This is a genomic window from Edwardsiella ictaluri ATCC 33202, assembly GCF_000264785.1.
Taxonomy (GTDB): Bacteria; Pseudomonadota; Gammaproteobacteria; order Enterobacterales; family Enterobacteriaceae; genus Edwardsiella; species Edwardsiella ictaluri.
On record NZ_AFJI01000041.1, the window covers coordinates 25701 to 42917 of the forward strand.

Here is a 17217-nt window from a genome sequence, read left to right on the forward strand (position 1 = left end):
TGGAGTGCTGACTGTGTTGGATAAACTCTCCTGGAAGACGCTGCTGTCTGAGCTGCTGTTGTGCTGCGTGCCGGCGCTGCTGCTCGGCACGCTGTTCGGCTATTTACCCTGGTTCTTACTGTCGGCGCTGTGCCTGCTGCTGATGTGGCACGGCTGGAATCAGCTGCGGCTCTCCCACTGGCTGTGGGTGGATCGCAGCATGACGCCGCCCAGCGGACGCGGCAGCTGGGAGCCGCTGTTTTACGGGTTGTATCAGATGCAGCAGCGTAATCGGCGGCGACGGCGTGAGCTGGCCTTGCTGATCAAACGGTTCCGCAGTGGGGCAGAGTCGCTGCCCGATGCCATTGTGATGCTGACCGATGAGGGCAATATCTTTTGGTGCAACCGTCTGGCGCAGCACCTGCTGGGGTTTCGCTGGCCCGAGGACAATGGACAGAATATCCGTAATCTGCTGCGTTATCCCGAATTTAGCCGCTATCTGGGCGACGCCGATTATACCCGGCCGCTGACACTGCACCTTAACAGCGGGCGCCATATGGAGTTTCGCCTGATGCCCTACAGCGAGGGGCAGATGCTGATGGTCGCGTGCGATGTGACCCAAAAGCGCCAGCTTGAGGGCGCGCGGCGCAACTTTTTTGCCAACGTCAGCCATGAGCTGCGTACGCCGCTGACGGTACTGCAGGGCTATCTGGAGATGTTTGGCGACGATGCGATGCCGGCGCCGCAGCGGGAGAAGGCGCTGTTGACCATGCAGGCACAGGCGCAGCGTATGGATGGACTGGTCCGGCAGCTGCTGGTGCTGTCGCGGATTGAGGCGGCGCCAGACATCGATCTCGGCGCGGTGGTTGATGTCCCGGCGATGCTGCATATGCTGGATCGGGAGGCCAACGCGTTGAGCGATGGTCAGCACAGGCTGCGTTTTAGCATTGATGACACCCTGCGGGTGCGCGGCAATGAGGAGCAGCTGCGCAGCGCTGTCTCCAATCTGGTGTATAACGCGATCAACCACACACCGGCGGGAACGCAGATTACGGTACGCTGGCAGCGCACCGCGCAGGGGGCCAGTTTTACCGTACAGGACGATGGACCGGGCATCGCCCGGGAGCACCTCGGTCATCTGACCGAACGCTTTTACCGGGTCGACCGCTCACGTTCCAGCAGCACCGGCGGCAGCGGGCTGGGACTGGCCATCGTCAAGCATGCGCTGCAGCATCATGAGGCGCATCTGGCTATCGAGAGCACTCTCGGACAGGGAACCCGCTTCGCGTTTACCCTGCCGTCCCACCTGGTGTTCAACGGTGCGCCGCCGGTCCGGGTGCCCGGCTAGCGTGCGCGTCTCCGTCACTCCTCCCGCTGCGTTTCGATCACCAGGCTCCAGCCATCGACGTTGCGCCAGTACTCCTGCTCCTTCTCCACGTCCAGCTGTACCAGGCTATTTTGCCGCAGGTAGCGGGGCGGGAAGCGCAGCACCCACTGAAAACCATCGGTTTCCAGCTGCAGCGTATCGGGCGGCGTGGTGGACTGGCGCTGATTGTTGAGCAGGGTGGCCAGGCGCAGGATCTGGATCAGCGGCAGATACTGTTTTTTCTTAAACAGGGTGAAACGCGGCAGTTCCTCCAGCCGCAGCGCCTTGCGCTGGCAGCGCACCAGCGTCGCCAGCATCAGCTGCTGCTCCTGGGTGAATCCGGGCAGATTGGTATTTTGCAGGATATAGGCCGAGTGCCGTTGCATGCCGCTGTGGTTGATGCTCAGTCCCACCTCGTGCAGCGCCGACGCCCAGTTGAGCAGCGCCTCCAGCTGCGGATGTACCAGACGTGAGTTTTGCGCCATCCACTGCGCGTATAGCTGCTGTGCACAGGTCTGCACGCGCTGGGCCTGCTCACGGTCAATATTGTAGTGGTCGGCCAGGCTGCGTGCGGTGCGGCTGCGGATATCCTGGTGGCGGAAACGTCCCTCCATCTCATACAGCACCCCTTCGCGCAGCGCGCCGTCCGACAGGCGCAGCTGCTTTATCGCCAGCGCGTCGAACACCCCGCACAGAATCGCCAGCCCCGGAACGAAGACCTGGCGGCGCTCTTCGGATAACCCCGGCAGACGCAGGCGATCGACATGGCTATAGCGTAGCGCCTCGTCGCACAGCATCGCCAGGCGCGCCGGGGTGAGCAGCCCATCTTTCTCGCCCATGGCGACCAGAACTTCATAGGCCGCCTTAATGGAGCCGGAGGCGCCCAGCGCGGCGTTCCAGCCCTGAATGCGGTACTGCCAGGCCATGTTCTCCAGCTTTTGCGCTGCAGCCAGGCGGGCGCGCTGAAAGCCGGTGGCGGTGATGACCCCGTCGGCAAAGAACTGCTGGGCAAAGCTGACGCAGCCCATGCGCCGACTCTCGACCAGAATCGGGTCAAAGTCCTCGCCGATCACCATCTCCGTGGAGCCGCCGCCGATATCGATCACCAGCTTGCGCCCCTTCTCTGGCTGGGTGTGGGCGACGCCCATAAAGATCAGGCGCGCCTCTTCATGGCCGGAGATGATCTCGATGGGGTAGGGGATTACCTTGGCGGCGCGCTTGAGAAACTCCTGGGCGTTATTGGCCTGGCGCAGGGTGTGGGTGCCGACGATACAGACGTTTTCCGCCGGAAAGCCCTGCAGGCGCTCGGCGAACAGGGCCAGGCAGGCCAGCCCGCGCGCCATGGACTCCTCGCTCAGGCGATGGTGCTGATCCAGGCCGTCGGCCAGGTGGACGCGCTGCTTTAGCCGTCCCAGCACCTGCAGCGCGCCGTTGACGACGCGTGCAATCACCATATGAAAACTGTTGGAGCCGAGATCGACGGCGGCGATCTCCTGCGGGCGGGGCGAAGTGGGAATCAGCGGCATAGGCAGTCCGGTTCAGTCATGGGTCGGCGGAGCGGGGAGTTCCTGCGCCTGCTGGGCGCCGGCGTGTTCCAGCGCCCGGATGTAATCATAGATGGCCAGCTGTGAGCGCACTTTGCGGCGGTTGCCGCGCGGCACATAGCGGTTGCTCAGCTCCCGATCGAGGTAGCGGGCCTTGACGGTATCGCTGAACTGCAGCTCCAGCAGCTCCAGCACCCGCTGGCGCAGCTGGGGATCGAGCAGGCTCACCGCCACCTCAATGCGATAGTCGATGTTGCGGGTCATCCAGTCAGCCGATGAGAGAAAGACCTGTGGATCGCCGTGGTTGTCAAAGGCATAGACCCGGGCATGCTCCAGGAAGCGATCGACGATGCTGATGGCGCTGATATTATCGCTGATCCCGGGTATTCCCGGCACCAGCGCACACATGCCACGCACCAGCAGACGGATTTTAACCCCGGCGCTGGAGGCCGCATACAGGCGGTCGACCAGCCCTTTATCCACCAGATTGTTGAGCTTGAGGGTGATCCCGCCGCTCAGCCCGGCCTGGGCATGGGTTATCTCCTGATCGATCAGCTGATACAGCATGCGGCGTGAGTTCTGCGGAGAGACCAGCAGATGCTCAAAGTTAACCGGACGATAGGGGTTTTCGATGAAGTTGAATACCCGGCGGACTTCGTTGGTGATGCGGGCATCGGCGGTCAGCAGTGAATAGTCGGTGTACAGCCGGGCGGTTTTTTCGTTGAAGTTACCGGTGCCAATATGGGCATAACGTACGATATTGTCTCCTTCACGGCGCGAGATGAGGAATAGCTTGGCGTGGATCTTCAGCCCCGGTGCCGAGAAGATCACATGTACACCGGCCTCCGTTAGGCGCTTGGCCCAGTGAATGTTGGCCTCTTCGTCAAAGCGCGCCTGCAGTTCCACCACCACAGTGACCTTCTTGCCGTTGTGGGCTGCATGGATCATCGATTCGATGATGCGGGAGTTCTTGGCGACCCGGTAGATGTTGATCTTAATCGCCAGTACGCTGGGGTCGAAGGAGGCCTGGCGCAGCAGTTCCAGCACGTGCTCGAAGGTGTGATAGGGGTAGTACAGCAGCACGTCGTGGTCGCGGATGGCGTCGAAGCCGTTACGGAAGCGATCGAACCAGACGTGGCGCAGGCGCGGCAGCGGGCGATTGAGCAGGTTGGCCTTACCAACGTTGGGAAACTTGATGAAATCCTTAAAGTTGTGGTAGCGCCCCCCGGCGATCACCGAATCGTAGGAGGAGATACCCAGCCGACGGGTCAACAGGCTGACCAGTTCGTCGGGCATATCCCGTTGGTACACAAAACGCACCGGCTCGGCGGTCAGGCGCTGCTTGAGGCTAGAGGACATCAGCTCCATCAGGCTGGACTCCATCTCCGTCACCAGATCGTATTCGGCGTCGCGGGTCATCTTCATCGAATAGGCATTCAGGGTGTGATAGTCGAAGAAGCCACAGAAGATGTCATCCAGGCAGTAACGCAGAATGTTGTCCACCAGAATCATTGGCTTGCGTCGACGCGGCGTCTCCGGCGGCAGCATGATGAAGCGCTCGACCTTATCGGAGGGGATCTCCAGCAGCGCATAGCGGGTCTGCTGGCCGCTGACGATCTCCACCGCCAGATAGGTGTAGTCATCCTTGAGGAAGGAGACCAGGTCGGTCTCCTCATCGAGCATGATCGGCGTGATATGCTGGCGCAGATGGTTGCGGTAGTACTGCCGTAGCCATGCCTGCTGGTTTTCGGAGAGCTGGCGCTCGTTGATCAGAAAGATCTGATTGCGCGCCATCTCCAGCAGCAGGTCATTGTACAGGGAGTCGAACTCCTGATCGGCCTTGAGTACCTTGGCCTGGATTTGCTGCAGTAGATGGCGTGAGCTGCCGTTATTCATGCCCTGCTCTTCGCTGATCAGTATGCGGCGTTTCAGCTCGGCGAAACGGACCTTATAGAATTCGTCCAGGTTGCTGGAGTAAATACCGAGAAACCGCATGCGTTCAATCAGCGGGTTGCTTTTATCGGCGGCCTCCTGCAGTACGCGCTCATTAAAGGATAGCCAGCTGAGCTCTTTGTCGATATAGCGCTTTTCCTGCCCCATTGTGACTCCAGTACCAAAGCAAAAACGATCCGTCCCGCGCTGCGCGGGGCGGCTGCCCGGCGGTGATACCGCCGTGGACGGAACATTGCCCTACCATTATGGCGAGTCAGTGGGGGGAAAGTCCAACCGCGGCGCTATACGCCCCGTGCCGTCGTGCGGTACATGGCCAGATAGCGGTGCTGGAACATGCACATGCGGATGGCGTTGCGGTACTCGCCGTTAATGAAAAACTCGTGGATCAGCTCCCCCTCGACCTCAAAGCCCAGCTTGCTATAGATATGGATAGCCTTGTGGTTCTCTTGGTCGACGATCAGGTACAGCTTATACAGATTGAGTACGGCAAAGGCGTGCTCCATGGCCAGCTGAGCCGCACGGTTGGCGTAGCCGTGTCCCTGGTGGGTGGGATCGATGATGATTTGAAACTCGGCGCGGCGGTGAATATGGTCGATTTCGACCAGCTCAACCAGCCCTATCTTGGTGCCGTTTTGCTCGACCACAAAGCGGCGTTCGCTCTGATCGTGAATATGCTTATCGTACAGTTCGGCCAGCTCGACAAAGGCAATGTAGGGCTCCTCGAACCAATAGCGCATCACGCTGGCGTTGTTATCAAGCTGATGGACAAACGGCAGGTCTTCCCGTTCCAGGGGATGTAGCCTGACGTCACTGTCACTGGACATAATCGTTCCTCTCGTCGCAGGGAATAGGCGGTCGGAACCGCCGGATAGGGAACGAGATTATAACCGCTGTTTATGAATAACTGCAGGGGGCGACGTCTGATATGCAGCGCCTAATCGCTGGCGTATCCCTGTGGCGGCAGTGCCTGCCCATCCAGCCAGGCCAGACCGTCGCGCTGCCGTAGACGGTCGCTGCAGAACCAGGCGACCGCCAACGGATAAATGGCGTGCTCCTGTACCTGCACCCGTGCGGCGATCCCGGCAACGCTGTCGTCGGCGAAGATCGGTACCCTGGCCTGTAGCACCACCGGGCCGCCGTCCAGCTTATCGCTGACAAAGTGCACGGAGGCGCCGTGTTGGGCATCGCCATTTTCCAGCGCCCGACGGTGGGTCTCCAGACCGGGGTAGCGCGGTAGCAGCGAGGGGTGAACGTTGAGTATACGCCCGGTGAAGCGCTGAACAAAGGGCGGCGAGAGGATGCGCATATAGCCGGCCAGCACCAGAAGATCGGGATGATAGGCGGCGATCTGGGCCGCCAGCGCCATATCGAAGGCCTGGCGGTCGGGGTAGTCATCTGTGCACAGAGCGCATGCGTCAATGCCGGACCGACGCGCGCGCACCAGTCCATGGGCATCGGCGCGGTTGCTGAAAACGGCGACGATCTGTCCCGGAATGCGCCTGGCGGTGCAGGCGTCGATCAGCGCCTGCAGGTTGCTGCCTTGGCCGGAGATCAGCACGACGATACGTTTCATGGCATCTCCCTCAGCGCAGGATCTCGACCTGCGGCCCGTCGCCCTGTGCCTCGGCGATATGGCCCAGCAGCCAGGCCTGTTCGCCGCGTTGGCTCAGGCGCGCCAGCGCGGAGTCGACCTGCGCAGGCGGCAGGGCGATAACCATTCCGACGCCGCAGTTAAAGGTGCGGTACATTTCGTGGCGGCTGACGTTGCCGGCCTGCTGCAGCCAGTCGAAGATGGCCGGCCACTGCCACCTGCCCTCGTCGATAACGGCCTTGACGCCGGCCGGCAGCACGCGTGGAATGTTCTCCCAGAAACCGCCGCCGGTGAGGTGGGCGAGGGCGTGTACCTCATGGCTGGCGATCAGGTCCAGGCAGGCGGCGACGTAGATACGGGTTGGCGCCAGCAGGTGGTCGGCCAGCGGACGCCCGGCCAGCATCGTCGTGCGCGGATCGCAGCCGCTGACCTCCAGGATCTTGCGGATCAGTGAGTAGCCGTTGGAGTGCGGACCGCTGGCGCCCAGGGCGATCAGGGCATCGCCGGGGCGAACCTGGCTGCCATCGATAATCTGGGACTTCTCTACCACGCCGACGCAGAATCCGGCCACGTCGTAGTCTTCGCCGTGGTACATGCCGGGCATTTCGGCAGTCTCCCCCCCCACCAGTGCACAGCCAGCCTGTTTACAGCCCGCCGCGATCCCGCTGATGACGCTCGCCGCGGTATCGACGTCGAGCTTGCCGGTGGCGTAGTAATCCAGAAAAAACAGCGGCTCGGCGCCCTGAACCACCAGATCGTTGACGCACATGGCCACCAGATCGATACCGATGCTGTCGTGGCGCTGCAGATCCATTGCCAGGCGCAGTTTGGTGCCGACGCCGTCGGTGCCGGAGACCAGCACCGGCTCACGGTATTTTTGCGGCAGCGCGCACAGTGCGCCGAAGCCGCCCAGGCCGCCCATCACTTCAGGTCGGCGGGTCTCTTTGACGACACCTTTAATGCGGTCAACCAAAGCATTGCCGGCATCAATGTCTACGCCGGCGTCTTTGTAACTGAGAGCGGTTTTGTCGGTCACTGCGTAAATCCCCATGGTGGTTAGGTGTGGTCCATCGGTGGCGCGATAAAGGCGTCCGTGAACCCTGCGGAAAAAGTCAGGCGGCGCAATTCTAGCAGTCAAAGCAAACGTTTGCTATCCCATTGTGACTGACGGTATCGTTTTCTTCAACCAGGTAACAGAATGTTTCTTTATTGATAGAGATCATGATTTTTCCTCTGAAAAGCGAGTGAAAGGGAGGTATAATCTCGCGATTTTTTTGGGCGCAGAACAGCTACATGGGAGAGAAAAAATGAAGATCGTTGAAGTGAAACACCCGCTTGTGAAACACAAACTGGGTTTGATGCGTGAAAATGACATCAGCACCAAACGATTCCGTGAACTGGCCTCTGAAGTGGGCAGTTTGCTGACCTATGAAGCGACCGCAGACCTCGAAACAGAAAAAGTAACCATTGATGGTTGGTGCGGCCCGGTCGAAGTTGAACAGATTAAAGGGAAAAAGATCACCGTGGTGCCGATCCTGCGCGCGGGGCTGGGCATGATGGAAGGGGTGCTGGAGCATGTGCCGAGCGCCCGTATCAGCGTGGTGGGGATCTACCGTAACGAAGAGACGCTGGAGCCGGTTCCCTATTTCCAGAAGCTGGTATCCCATATCGATGAGCGTATGGCGCTGGTCGTTGATCCAATGCTGGCCACGGGCGGCTCCATGATCGCCACTATCGATCTGCTGAAGAATGCCGGCTGTCGCGCGATCAAGGTGCTGGTGCTGGTGGCGGCACCGGAGGGTATCGCCGCGCTGGAGAAGGCGCACCCGGACGTGGAGCTGTACACCGCCTCCATCGATCAGGGCCTAAACGATAAGGGTTACATTATTCCGGGTCTGGGCGACGCCGGCGATAAAATATTTGGTACCAAGTAACCCATGAGCCGACTCGTTAGTCGGCTTTTTTTTGGCGTGACGCCGGGTGCGCCGCGCCCCTTTCAAACCCTAACACTATCGATTAACGAGAGAGGAAATACATCATGACCCGTCGCGTCATCGGCGTCAGCGAGCGTCCATCGCTTCTGCAAACGATTCCGTTGAGCTTTCAGCACCTGTTCGCCATGTTTGGTGCCACCGTGCTGGTTCCCATTCTGTTTAAGATTAACCCGGCGACGGTACTGCTGTTTAACGGCATCGGCACTCTGCTGTATCTGTTTATCTGTAAAGGCAAGATACCGGCCTATCTCGGCTCCAGCTTTGCCTTTATTTCACCGGTGATGTTGCTGCTGCCGCTAGGCTATGAGCTGGCGCTGGGCGGCTTTATCGTCTGCGGTGCACTGTTCTGTCTGGTGGCGCTGATTGTCAAAAAAGCCGGTACCGGCTGGCTGAATGTGATCTTTCCTCCGGCGGCAATGGGGGCGATTGTGGCGGTGATCGGCCTGGAGCTGGCTGGTGTGGCGGCCAATATGGCCGGTCTGCTGCCGGCCGACGGCACCCGGGCCGACGGCACCACCATCACCATCTCCATGGTGACGCTGGCGGTGACGGTACTGGGCTCGGTGCTGTTCCGTGGCTTTTTGGCTATCATCCCGATCCTGATCGGCGTACTGGTGGGCTACGGGCTCTCCTTCTTCATGGGCGTGGTGGATATTACGCCGATCAAAGAGGCCCACTGGTTTGCGCTGCCGACCTTCTATACGCCGCGCTTTGAGTGGTTCGCCATTTTGACCATCCTGCCGGCGGCGCTGGTGGTGATTGCCGAGCACGTCGGCCACCTGGTGGTGACCGCCAATATCGTGAAGAAGGATCTGATGCGCGATCCGGGGCTGCATCGCTCCATGTTTGCCAACGGCTTCTCCACCATGTTCTCCGGCTTTTTCGGCTCGACGCCGAATACCACCTACGGTGAAAATATCGGTGTGTTGGCCATCACCAAGGTCTACAGCACCTGGGTGATCGGCGGGGCGGCGGTGCTGGCGATCCTGCTCTCCTGCGTCGGTAAGCTGGCGGCGGCGATCCAGGTGATCCCGGTGCCGGTGATGGGGGGGGTCTCCCTGCTGCTGTATGGCGTGATTGGGGCGTCCGGGATCCGGGTGCTGATCGACTCCAAGGTCGACTATAACAAGGCTCAGAATCTGATCCTGACTTCGGTTATCCTGATCATCGGCGTCAGCGGTGCCAAGGTGCATATCGGCGCCGCGGAGTTGAAGGGGATGGCGCTGGCGACCATCGTCGGTATCGGGATGAGCCTGCTGTTCAAGCTGTTCAGCCTGATGCGCAAAGAAGAAGAGATTATCGAGCTACCGGAGGATATCTAACGCCTCCGAGGGGAGCTGGGCGGTATCCGGCTCCCTTTTCCACCCCGTATTATCCCCTGTTCTCCTCTCCCTGTGGGGATGCTAACCGCATGAGGGTGTGCCACTGCCGCGGGCTATTCTCTTGACTGTTACGGCGTGGGTAGCCTGGGCGTGGGTTTTTAGTGCAGCGGCGTGATTAGCGCATGCCTGTGCTCATTTCTGTGTTAAACTGAAAAAGTTTTTTGCAAGTTTATGTCTGAGGTGAATCTGAACACGCCCACCCAGCTTTCATTGCCGCTCTATCTGCCCGACGATGAAACCTTTTCCAGTTTCTACGCGGGGGAGAATGCCGCGCTGCTCGCTGCGTTGCAGAATGCGTTACGTCAAGAGCACGGATCCTATATCTATTTCTGGTCACGCGAGGGCGGCGGGCGCAGCCATCTGCTGCATGCGGCCTGCGCCGAGCTATCGCAGCGTGGTGAGGCGGTCGGGTTTGTGCCGCTCGATAAGCGGGCCTACTTTGTGCCTGAAGTCCTGGATGGCATGGAGCAACTGGCGCTGGTCTGTATTGATAATATTGAATGTATCGCCGGCGATGGGGCCTGGGAGATGGCCATCTTCAATCTGTATAACCGCATTCAGGAGAGCGGGCGCACCCGCCTGCTGATCACCGGCGATCGTCCGCCGCGTCAGCTCAATCTGCGTCTGCCCGATCTGGCCTCGCGCCTGGATTGGGGGCAGATTTATAAGCTGCAGCCGCTGGGAGATGAAGAGAAGCTGCAGGCACTGCAGCTGCGCGCCCGCCTACGAGGCTTTGAGCTGCCGGAGGACGTGGGGCGTTTCCTGCTGAAGCGTCTGGATCGTGAGATGCGCACCCTGTTTATGACCCTGGATCAGCTCGATCGGGCCTCTATCGCCGCCCAGCGTAAGCTGACCATCCCCTTCGTTAAAGAGACGCTGCTGCTGTAACCGTGCGGCGGTCTATGTTGCGCGCCGGGCTTGCCCGGCGCCAACGCCGTTTACAGAATCTCCAGCACTTGCTGTGGCGGGCGGCCCAGGCGCGCCCGTAGACCGTTGACTACGATGGGGCGTTCAATCAGCGAGGGGTGCGCGGCCAGCGCGGCGATAAGCGCGGCCTCGTCCAGCGCCGGGTTGTCCAGATCCAGCTGCTGATACAGATCGTCGCCCCGACGTATCAGCTGACGTGCGGAGTCAAAGCCCAGCGTGGCGATCAGGCCACGCAGCGCGTCGGCATCCGGCGGTGTCTCCAGATACAGCACGATCTCGGGGTGGATGCCGCGATCTTCCAGCAGCTGCAGCGTAGCGCGGCTCTTAGAGCAGCGAGGATTATGATAGATAACCACGGAGGACATAGGGACTCCTGTTGTAACGGAAATCCCCCGGCACCTGTGAACAGGCGCCGGGGAGTGGGCATCAGCGGCGCTGGTACTGTTTAAAACGCTCCTGCAGCTGGCGCAGCTGATCGATACGGGCGTCATAGCGAGCCTGTTTCAGGCTGCCGAGGGGCATCAGCGCGCTGGCGTTGCCCAACAGCCCGATAGCCTGCTGCAGTTCGCCGGTCAGCGCCAGCTGTTCTGCGCGGGCGGCCAGCTCCTCGTCGCGCAGCCCCTGTTCGGCGCTGGCCTGGGCCAGCAGATCCCAGCCGTTGACATCGTTAGGGTGGCTGTAGGTATAGCGATACAGCAGACGGGAGGCTAGGGGCGCCTTCCCGCCCTGGATATAGGCGTTGGCCAGATTGATCTGCAGAACGGGATCGCTGCGATTTTTTGTCAGCGCTGCCTCCAGACGGGCGATGGCCGCCGCCGCCTGCTTCTGGTTGAGGTCGATATCGGTCATCAGGTCGATATACCAGACGTTGTCCGGATCAGCCGTCAGCAGCGGCTGCAGGGTGTGGCGCGCATCGTCAAGCTTGTTGGCCTGTGAGAACAGAATGGCCCGTCCATAGCGCGACGCCTGTTGCTCGCGTACGCTGCCGCGCGCCAGCGTATCCAGCATGTCGCTGCTGAGATAGCCGCCGTCGAGGTCATTACCGCTGTACATGCCTAGGGTGCGTACCTTGGCCAGCAGATAGTCGAGAGAGGACTGAACCGGGTGGGGGCGCATCTGGTTGGCGCGGTTGCGGGTATCGGTCAGGCGGCTGTCCGGCAGGGGGTGGGTCAGCAGGATCTCCGGCGGCTTGGAGGAGTAGCGCGATTGGTCGGCCAGCTTTTGCAGAAAGTTGGGCATGGCCTGGGGATCGAATCCGGTTCGCTGCAGCACCTGAATACCGATGCGATCGGCCTCCTGCTCATTCTGTTGGGTAAAGCTGATGATCCCCTGCTGGGCGCCCGCCAGGGTGCCGGTCAGGGCCGCCATGCCCGCCTGCGGGCTGGCCATCGCCAGCAGGATGGATCCGAGGGCACCGACCCAGGTCAGCGGCGCAGTGCGCTGCTGCTCCTCCATCGCCCGTGCCAGGTGGCGCTGGGTGACGTGGGAGATCTCATGGGCCATCACTGAGGCCAGCTGACTCTCATTGTCGGTATAGCGGAACAGGGCGCTGTGCAGCACCACGTTACCGCCGAAGAAGGCAAAGGCGTTGATGTCGTCATTGCGAACCAGATAGAAGTGGAACGGTGTCCGTACGCCGTCGGCGTGGGAAACCAGGCTCTCTCCCAACCGATTGATATAGCCGTCGAGCAGGGGATCGTTAATCAGCGGCGCGCTGGCCCGCAGCTGGCGCACGTAAAAGTCCCCCATCGCCAGCTCCTGATTGATGCTGAGGATATTGCCGGCGGTGGTGCCGATATCCGGCAGCGACTGATCCTGTATGGTGGCGGCGTGCAGCGAGGGCGCTGCACCGGATAGCCCGCCCGCCAGCAGCAGGGCGATAAGCGATCTGTTGAACCGTAAAGTCATAAGTGACGCTTCCAAGGCAACGATAGACATTTGACGCCGATCCCGGCGAAGAGTTCTTCTTCCCGCCCCCGCTCTCTATTACACTAGGCCAGATAAAGGGCCGTGTCCTGCAATAACCTGACAGTTGTCCATTCTGCCACTATTGCCCAGCCGTGCCAAAACTTGTTGATTGTTATTTATTATGTTGTTATGTAAAGAAATTTATGGAGCAGTCGCGTTGCGGCGCAGAATGTAAGGAGTATAACCGTGCTTGAAATGCTGAGGCAGTGGTACCGGCGCCGCTTTACTGACCCCCAGGCGATCGCCCTGCTGACCATCCTGCTGGTGGGATTTTGCATTATCTATTTCTTTAACGGCATTCTGGCGCCGCTGCTGGTTGCCATTGTGTTGGCGTACCTGTTGGAGTGGCCGACCCATAAACTGCAGCTGGTCGGTTGTTCGCGGCTATGGGCGGTCTGCGTGGTGTTGCTGCTGTTTATCGGGATTGTGCTGCTGACGATGCTGGTAGTGATCCCGATCGCCTGGCAGCAGGGGCTGGCGCTGATGAGCGACATGCCGAAGATGGTGACCCGCTTTTATGAGTATGCCGCCACGCTGCCGCGCCGCTATCCGGCCTTGATGGATGCGGGCATCATCGATGTGGTGGTGGAGAACCTGCGCGCGCGCATGGCGTTGATGGGCGAGTCGGTGCTGAAGTTCTCCCTGGCGTCGCTGGTCGGGCTGGTCACGCTGGCTATCTATTTGGTGCTGGTGCCGCTGATGGTGTTCTTCCTGCTCAAGGATAAGGGGCAGATGCTCAATGCGCTGCGCCGGGTGCTGCCGCGCGAACGCGGCCTGGCCGGCCAGGTCTGGCTGGAGATGAACCAGCAGATCACCAACTATATCCGCGGTAAGGTGGTGGAGATGGTGGTGGTCGGAGTGGCGACCTATCTGGTGTTTCTGGTGTTGGGATTGAACTATGGCCTGCTGTTGTCGGTGCTGGTTGGTATCTCGGTACTGATCCCCTATATCGGCGCGGTGCTGGTGACCATTCCGGTGGTGCTGGTGGCGCTGTTTCAGTGGGGGATGGGGGCGGATTTCTGGTCGCTGTTTATCGCCTATCTGGTGGTACAGGGGCTGGATGGTAACGTCCTGGTGCCGCTGCTCTACTCTGAGGCGGTCAACCTGCATCCGCTGGTGATCATTCTGTCGGTGATCATCTTTGGTGGGCTATGGGGATTTTGGGGGGTTTTCTTCGCTATCCCGCTGGCGACCCTGGTGAAGGCGGTGATCCACGCCTGGCCGGATGACTTCTGTAATGACGCGCCGCCCGGCGCCAACGGGTAGCACCTAGACGGGCGCGGCGCCAGAGGGCGCCGCGCTGCGGGCGTTACGGGTGGCTGCGCAGGTACTCCAGTACCATGTCGCTGTGGTTACTGGTTTTAAACCCCTCGAATACGTGTTCAATGCGGCCGCTGCCGTCGATCAGAAAGCTGATACGGTGAATGCCGTCATAGGTTTTCCCCATAAAGGTTTTTTCTCCCCAAACACCAAACAGGGCGGCGACCCGGTGATCTTCATCAGACAGCAGGGTAAAGTTCAGCAGCTCCTTTTCCGCAAAGCGGGAGAGCTTTTCCGGTTTATCGGTACTGATCCCCAACACTTCCACGCCATACTGTTTCAGTTCATTCATGCTGTCGCGCAGCCCACAGGCCTGAACGGTGCAGCCTGGGGTCATGGCTTTGGGATAAAAGTAGACCAGAACTCTCTGGCCCTGGAAGTCGGCCAGACCGATCTGCTCACCGTCTTGATCCAATAAGGTAAACTGTGGCGCGATACTACCGGCTTGCAATGGACTCATTACGACTCTCTCCGTCTTTAACCGTCATGCTGAGAATAATTGACTACGTTGATGCTGCCCTGCGCATTGAGCTCAAGGCAGAGCTGGTTAAACGCGCGCTCGATCAGCGTGGGATCTTGGCTGGCCGGGCTATGGGCGGTGATTTGAATATAGAGCTGTTGCTCATCGGAGCCTTCGCGGGTCTGGGTCCGGGAGACCAGTTCGGCGATGTTCATGCGCTGTGAGTCAAACAGATCGGTAAAGCGTTCGATGATGTGTGGCGAGTCTTTGACTTCGACCTGCACCCAGACCGTGGCCGGCATGGTAGGGCGCTCGTGCCAGGTGGTGCGCTTCATTACGATCAGCAGGTCCATCTCTACGCCTTTCAGCGGCAGGGTGGACTCTATCAGGGTGATCGCGTTCCAGCTGCCGGAGAGCAGCATGATGAATGTGAACTCTTCGCCCAACATCGCCAGGCGGCTGTCTTCAATATTGCAGCCACAGCTACTGACGTGGCGGGTAATATTGTTGACAATGCCGGAGCGGTCCGCGCCAAGGGCGGTGATGACGAGATAGTGTTGATTGGGCTGTGGCAAAAGAGTTCTTCCTGTATCGATATTGGGTGTATCAAGGTAATCATAAAAAAAAGTATGCTACAAGCAATTAGCATTCAGATGTCTACTTGCGTTGACAATGCTTTAAAACGTACCATGAGACGCCTGTTTTTAGAGGGGAATGGACTATGTTCACGGGAAGTATTGTAGCGCTGGTAACGCCGATGGATGACAAGGGGAATGTCGATCGCGCGAGCCTGAGAAAGTTGGTTGATTACCATGTCGCCAGCGGGACGTCCGCCATTGTTGCCGTGGGCACCACCGGTGAGTCCGCCACGCTGAGCCATGACGAGCATGTCAACGTGGTTTTACAGACACTGGAGCTGGCAGATGGCCGGATTCCGGTGATCGCAGGGGCTGGCGCTAACGCCACCGCCGAGGCCATTGCGTTGACCGAGTGTTTTAATCACTGCGGAGTGGTGGGATGTCTGTCGGTCACGCCGTATTATAATAAGCCGACGCAGGAAGGGTTGTATCAGCACTTCCGTGCCATCGCCTCTTGTACCGATCTGCCGCAGATTCTGTATAACGTGCCGTCGCGCACCGGTTGCGATATGCTGCCAGAGACCGTGGCACGTTTGGCGCAGATTAACAATATTATCGCGATCAAAGAAGCGACCGGGAACTTAAGCCGCGTTGGGCAGATCCAAGATCTGGTCAACGACGATCGCTTTATCCTGCTCAGTGGTGATGATGCGTCGGCGCTGGACTTTATGTGTCTGGGCGGAAAAGGGGTTATCTCGGTAACTGCGAACGTGGCCGCGCGCCAGATGGCGGAAATGTGCCGCCTGACGCTGGCCGGGGATGTCCATGCCGCCCGCAGGTTAAACCAGAGCCTGATGCCGCTACATCGCGATCTGTTTATAGAAGCAAACCCGATACCGGTAAAATGGGCCACCAAGGTATTGGGACTGATAGCGACCGACACCCTGCGTCTGCCGCTGACACCACTGAGCGCCAGTGCGCGCCCGGCGGTTGAACGCGCACTGCAACATGCCGGTGTGCTGTAACTCTTAGGGAGATTGAATGGCTTACTCAGTACAAAAGTCGACGATTGCGACCCTGGTTGGCGTGTCGCTGGCGATGATGCTCTCTGCCTGCTCCAGTGATCAGCGCTATAAGCGCCAGGTCAGCGGGGACGAGGCCTACCTGGAAACACCGGCACTGCAGGAGTTGAAGGTGCCAGCGGGGATGATCCTGCCGCTGCAGAACAGCACCTACGATATTCAGATGAGTAGCGATAAGGGTGCCGTCGGCAAGGCGCTGGATATCCGTCCTCCGGCGCAGGCGCTGGCGCTGCTGAACGGTTCGCGCACCCAGTACACCAATGGCGCCGCGATCATGCTGGTGGAGAATTCTGCTGGGATGAGCGGGCTGTGGCAGCAGGTCGTGCGCTCGGTACAGGAAGATAACTTCCCGATCGCCAGCCGCCAGGATGCCAGCCAGTCGCTGACGACGGAGTGGATCGCGTTCAATCGCGCCGATGAAGATCAGCAGTATCGGGGCCGTTATCAGATCTCGGTTCAGCCGCAGGGATACCAGACGGCGATCGTGGTGAAATCCCTGGCGTTGGAGCAGAGCGGATCGCCGGTGACCTCGGGCAGTGAGATCCAGCGCTATGCGGTGAATGTGCTGAATGGCATCGTCGGCAATCTGGATAAAATCCAGAGCGATCAGGCGAACGCGCGCGCTGACCGGAGTCTGGGGCAGATCGATGTACAGAGCGGGGCCGACGATACCGGCCTGCCGTTGCTGATCGTCCGTGCGCCTTATGCACAGGTGTGGGAGCGTTTACCGTCCGTGTTGCCGCGTGTCGGTATGGTTATCAGCGACAGCAGCCGCTCGCAGGGTACGGTTTCTGTCAGTTATAAAGAGCCGAGCAGCAGCATCTGGGAAAGCCTGGGGGCCAGTGCACCGGATCTGGCCAATGGCGACTATAAGATCCAGGTCGGCGATCTGGACAACCGTACCAGCCTGCAGTTCCTGGACAGCAAGGGACAGCCGCTGACCCAGGCGCGTAACGACGCGCTGGTCAAGGTATTCCAGGCGGCGTTCGCCCGCCCGTAACCCGAACGGACATCGAGAAGGGGGCTAACGCCCCTTTTTTTGTATTTTTTTCTCTACGCAACCGTTTGGCTGG

The 17217-nt window shown here is 59.9% G+C and carries 16 protein-coding genes; 7 read left to right on the top strand and 9 right to left on the bottom strand.

Annotation, left to right across the window (positions count from 1 at the left end; translation table 11 throughout):
* Positions 1–13 precede the first annotated feature (13 nt).
* Entirely contained in the window at positions 14–1327 is a 1314-nt protein-coding gene (phoR, locus tag EIEH_RS05170; protein WP_035608934.1) for a phosphate regulon sensor histidine kinase PhoR, read from the top strand.
* Between the two features lie 14 nt (positions 1328–1341).
* On the opposite strand, the gene ppx is transcribed toward phoR, so the two are convergent.
* From ppx to purM, 5 genes are all read right to left on the bottom strand, one after another.
* Positions 1342–2871, bottom strand: coding sequence for an exopolyphosphatase (gene ppx / locus EIEH_RS05175; protein ID WP_015870565.1), 1530 nt, complete (start codon positions 2869–2871; stop codon positions 1342–1344).
* Between the two features lie 12 nt (positions 2872–2883).
* Complete coding sequence (ppk1, locus tag EIEH_RS05180; protein WP_015870566.1) at positions 2884–4989, bottom strand: polyphosphate kinase 1; 2106 nt, start codon at positions 4987–4989, stop codon at positions 2884–2886.
* A 134-nt stretch (positions 4990–5123) separates the two neighbouring features.
* On the bottom strand, positions 5124–5666 hold the full coding sequence (gene speG / locus EIEH_RS05185) for a spermidine N1-acetyltransferase (RefSeq protein ID WP_015870567.1): 543 nt from the start codon (positions 5664–5666) through the stop codon (positions 5124–5126).
* Positions 5667–5776: 110 nt separating this feature from the next.
* Positions 5777–6415, bottom strand: coding sequence for a phosphoribosylglycinamide formyltransferase (gene purN / locus EIEH_RS05190; RefSeq protein WP_015870568.1), 639 nt, complete (start codon positions 6413–6415; stop codon positions 5777–5779).
* 10 nt (positions 6416–6425) lie between these two features.
* Positions 6426–7469 (bottom strand): phosphoribosylformylglycinamidine cyclo-ligase, encoded by a 1044-nt coding sequence (gene purM / locus EIEH_RS05195; protein ID WP_015870569.1) that lies wholly within the window; start codon positions 7467–7469, stop codon positions 6426–6428.
* Positions 7470–7740: 271 nt separating this feature from the next.
* On the opposite strand from purM, the gene upp reads away from it, so the two are divergent.
* The 3 genes from upp to hda all read left to right on the top strand — a co-directional run bounded on the left by upp (position 7741) and on the right by hda (position 10697).
* Positions 7741–8367, top strand: coding sequence for a uracil phosphoribosyltransferase (gene upp, locus EIEH_RS05200; protein WP_015870570.1), 627 nt, complete (start codon positions 7741–7743; stop codon positions 8365–8367).
* Between the two features lie 104 nt (positions 8368–8471).
* Positions 8472–9749 (top strand): uracil permease, encoded by a 1278-nt coding sequence (gene uraA, locus EIEH_RS05205; RefSeq protein WP_015870571.1) that lies wholly within the window; start codon positions 8472–8474, stop codon positions 9747–9749.
* A 231-nt stretch (positions 9750–9980) separates the two neighbouring features.
* A complete protein-coding gene (gene hda / locus EIEH_RS05210) occupies positions 9981–10697 on the top strand; it encodes a DnaA inactivator Hda (RefSeq protein ID WP_015870572.1) in 717 nt (238 codons plus the stop codon).
* Between the two features lie 50 nt (positions 10698–10747).
* Here hda and arsC read toward each other — a convergent pair whose 3' ends face one another.
* Positions 10748–11101: an arsenate reductase (glutaredoxin) gene (arsC, locus tag EIEH_RS05215; RefSeq protein WP_015870573.1), complete on the bottom strand. Its 354-nt coding sequence runs from the start codon at positions 11099–11101 to the stop codon at positions 10748–10750.
* Positions 11102–11162: 61 nt separating this feature from the next.
* Positions 11163–12644, bottom strand: coding sequence for a beta-barrel assembly-enhancing protease (bepA, locus tag EIEH_RS05220; RefSeq protein ID WP_015870574.1), 1482 nt, complete (start codon positions 12642–12644; stop codon positions 11163–11165).
* A 246-nt stretch (positions 12645–12890) separates the two neighbouring features.
* Between bepA and EIEH_RS05225 the strand changes: the two genes are divergently transcribed.
* Entirely contained in the window at positions 12891–13970 is a 1080-nt protein-coding gene (locus EIEH_RS05225; protein WP_015870575.1) for an AI-2E family transporter, read from the top strand.
* Positions 13971–14013: 43 nt separating this feature from the next.
* Here EIEH_RS05225 and bcp read toward each other — a convergent pair whose 3' ends face one another.
* Both bcp and EIEH_RS05235 read right to left on the bottom strand, forming a co-directional pair.
* Positions 14014–14484, bottom strand: a complete 471-nt coding sequence (gene bcp, locus EIEH_RS05230) for a thioredoxin-dependent thiol peroxidase (RefSeq protein ID WP_015870576.1) — start codon at positions 14482–14484, stop codon at positions 14014–14016.
* Between the two features lie 17 nt (positions 14485–14501).
* The gene (locus tag EIEH_RS05235; RefSeq protein ID WP_015870577.1) at positions 14502–15059 is read right to left on the bottom strand and encodes a glycine cleavage system transcriptional repressor; all 558 of its coding nucleotides are present in this window, start codon (positions 15057–15059) and stop codon (positions 14502–14504) included.
* 146 nt (positions 15060–15205) lie between these two features.
* Here EIEH_RS05235 and dapA point away from each other — a divergent pair, with 146 nt between their 5' ends.
* Both dapA and bamC read left to right on the top strand, forming a co-directional pair.
* Positions 15206–16087, top strand: a complete 882-nt coding sequence (gene dapA, locus EIEH_RS05240) for a 4-hydroxy-tetrahydrodipicolinate synthase (RefSeq protein WP_015870578.1) — start codon at positions 15206–15208, stop codon at positions 16085–16087.
* Between the two features lie 16 nt (positions 16088–16103).
* Positions 16104–17144, top strand: coding sequence for an outer membrane protein assembly factor BamC (bamC, locus tag EIEH_RS05245; protein WP_015870579.1), 1041 nt, complete (start codon positions 16104–16106; stop codon positions 17142–17144).
* The last annotated feature ends 73 nt before the right edge of the window (positions 17145–17217 follow it).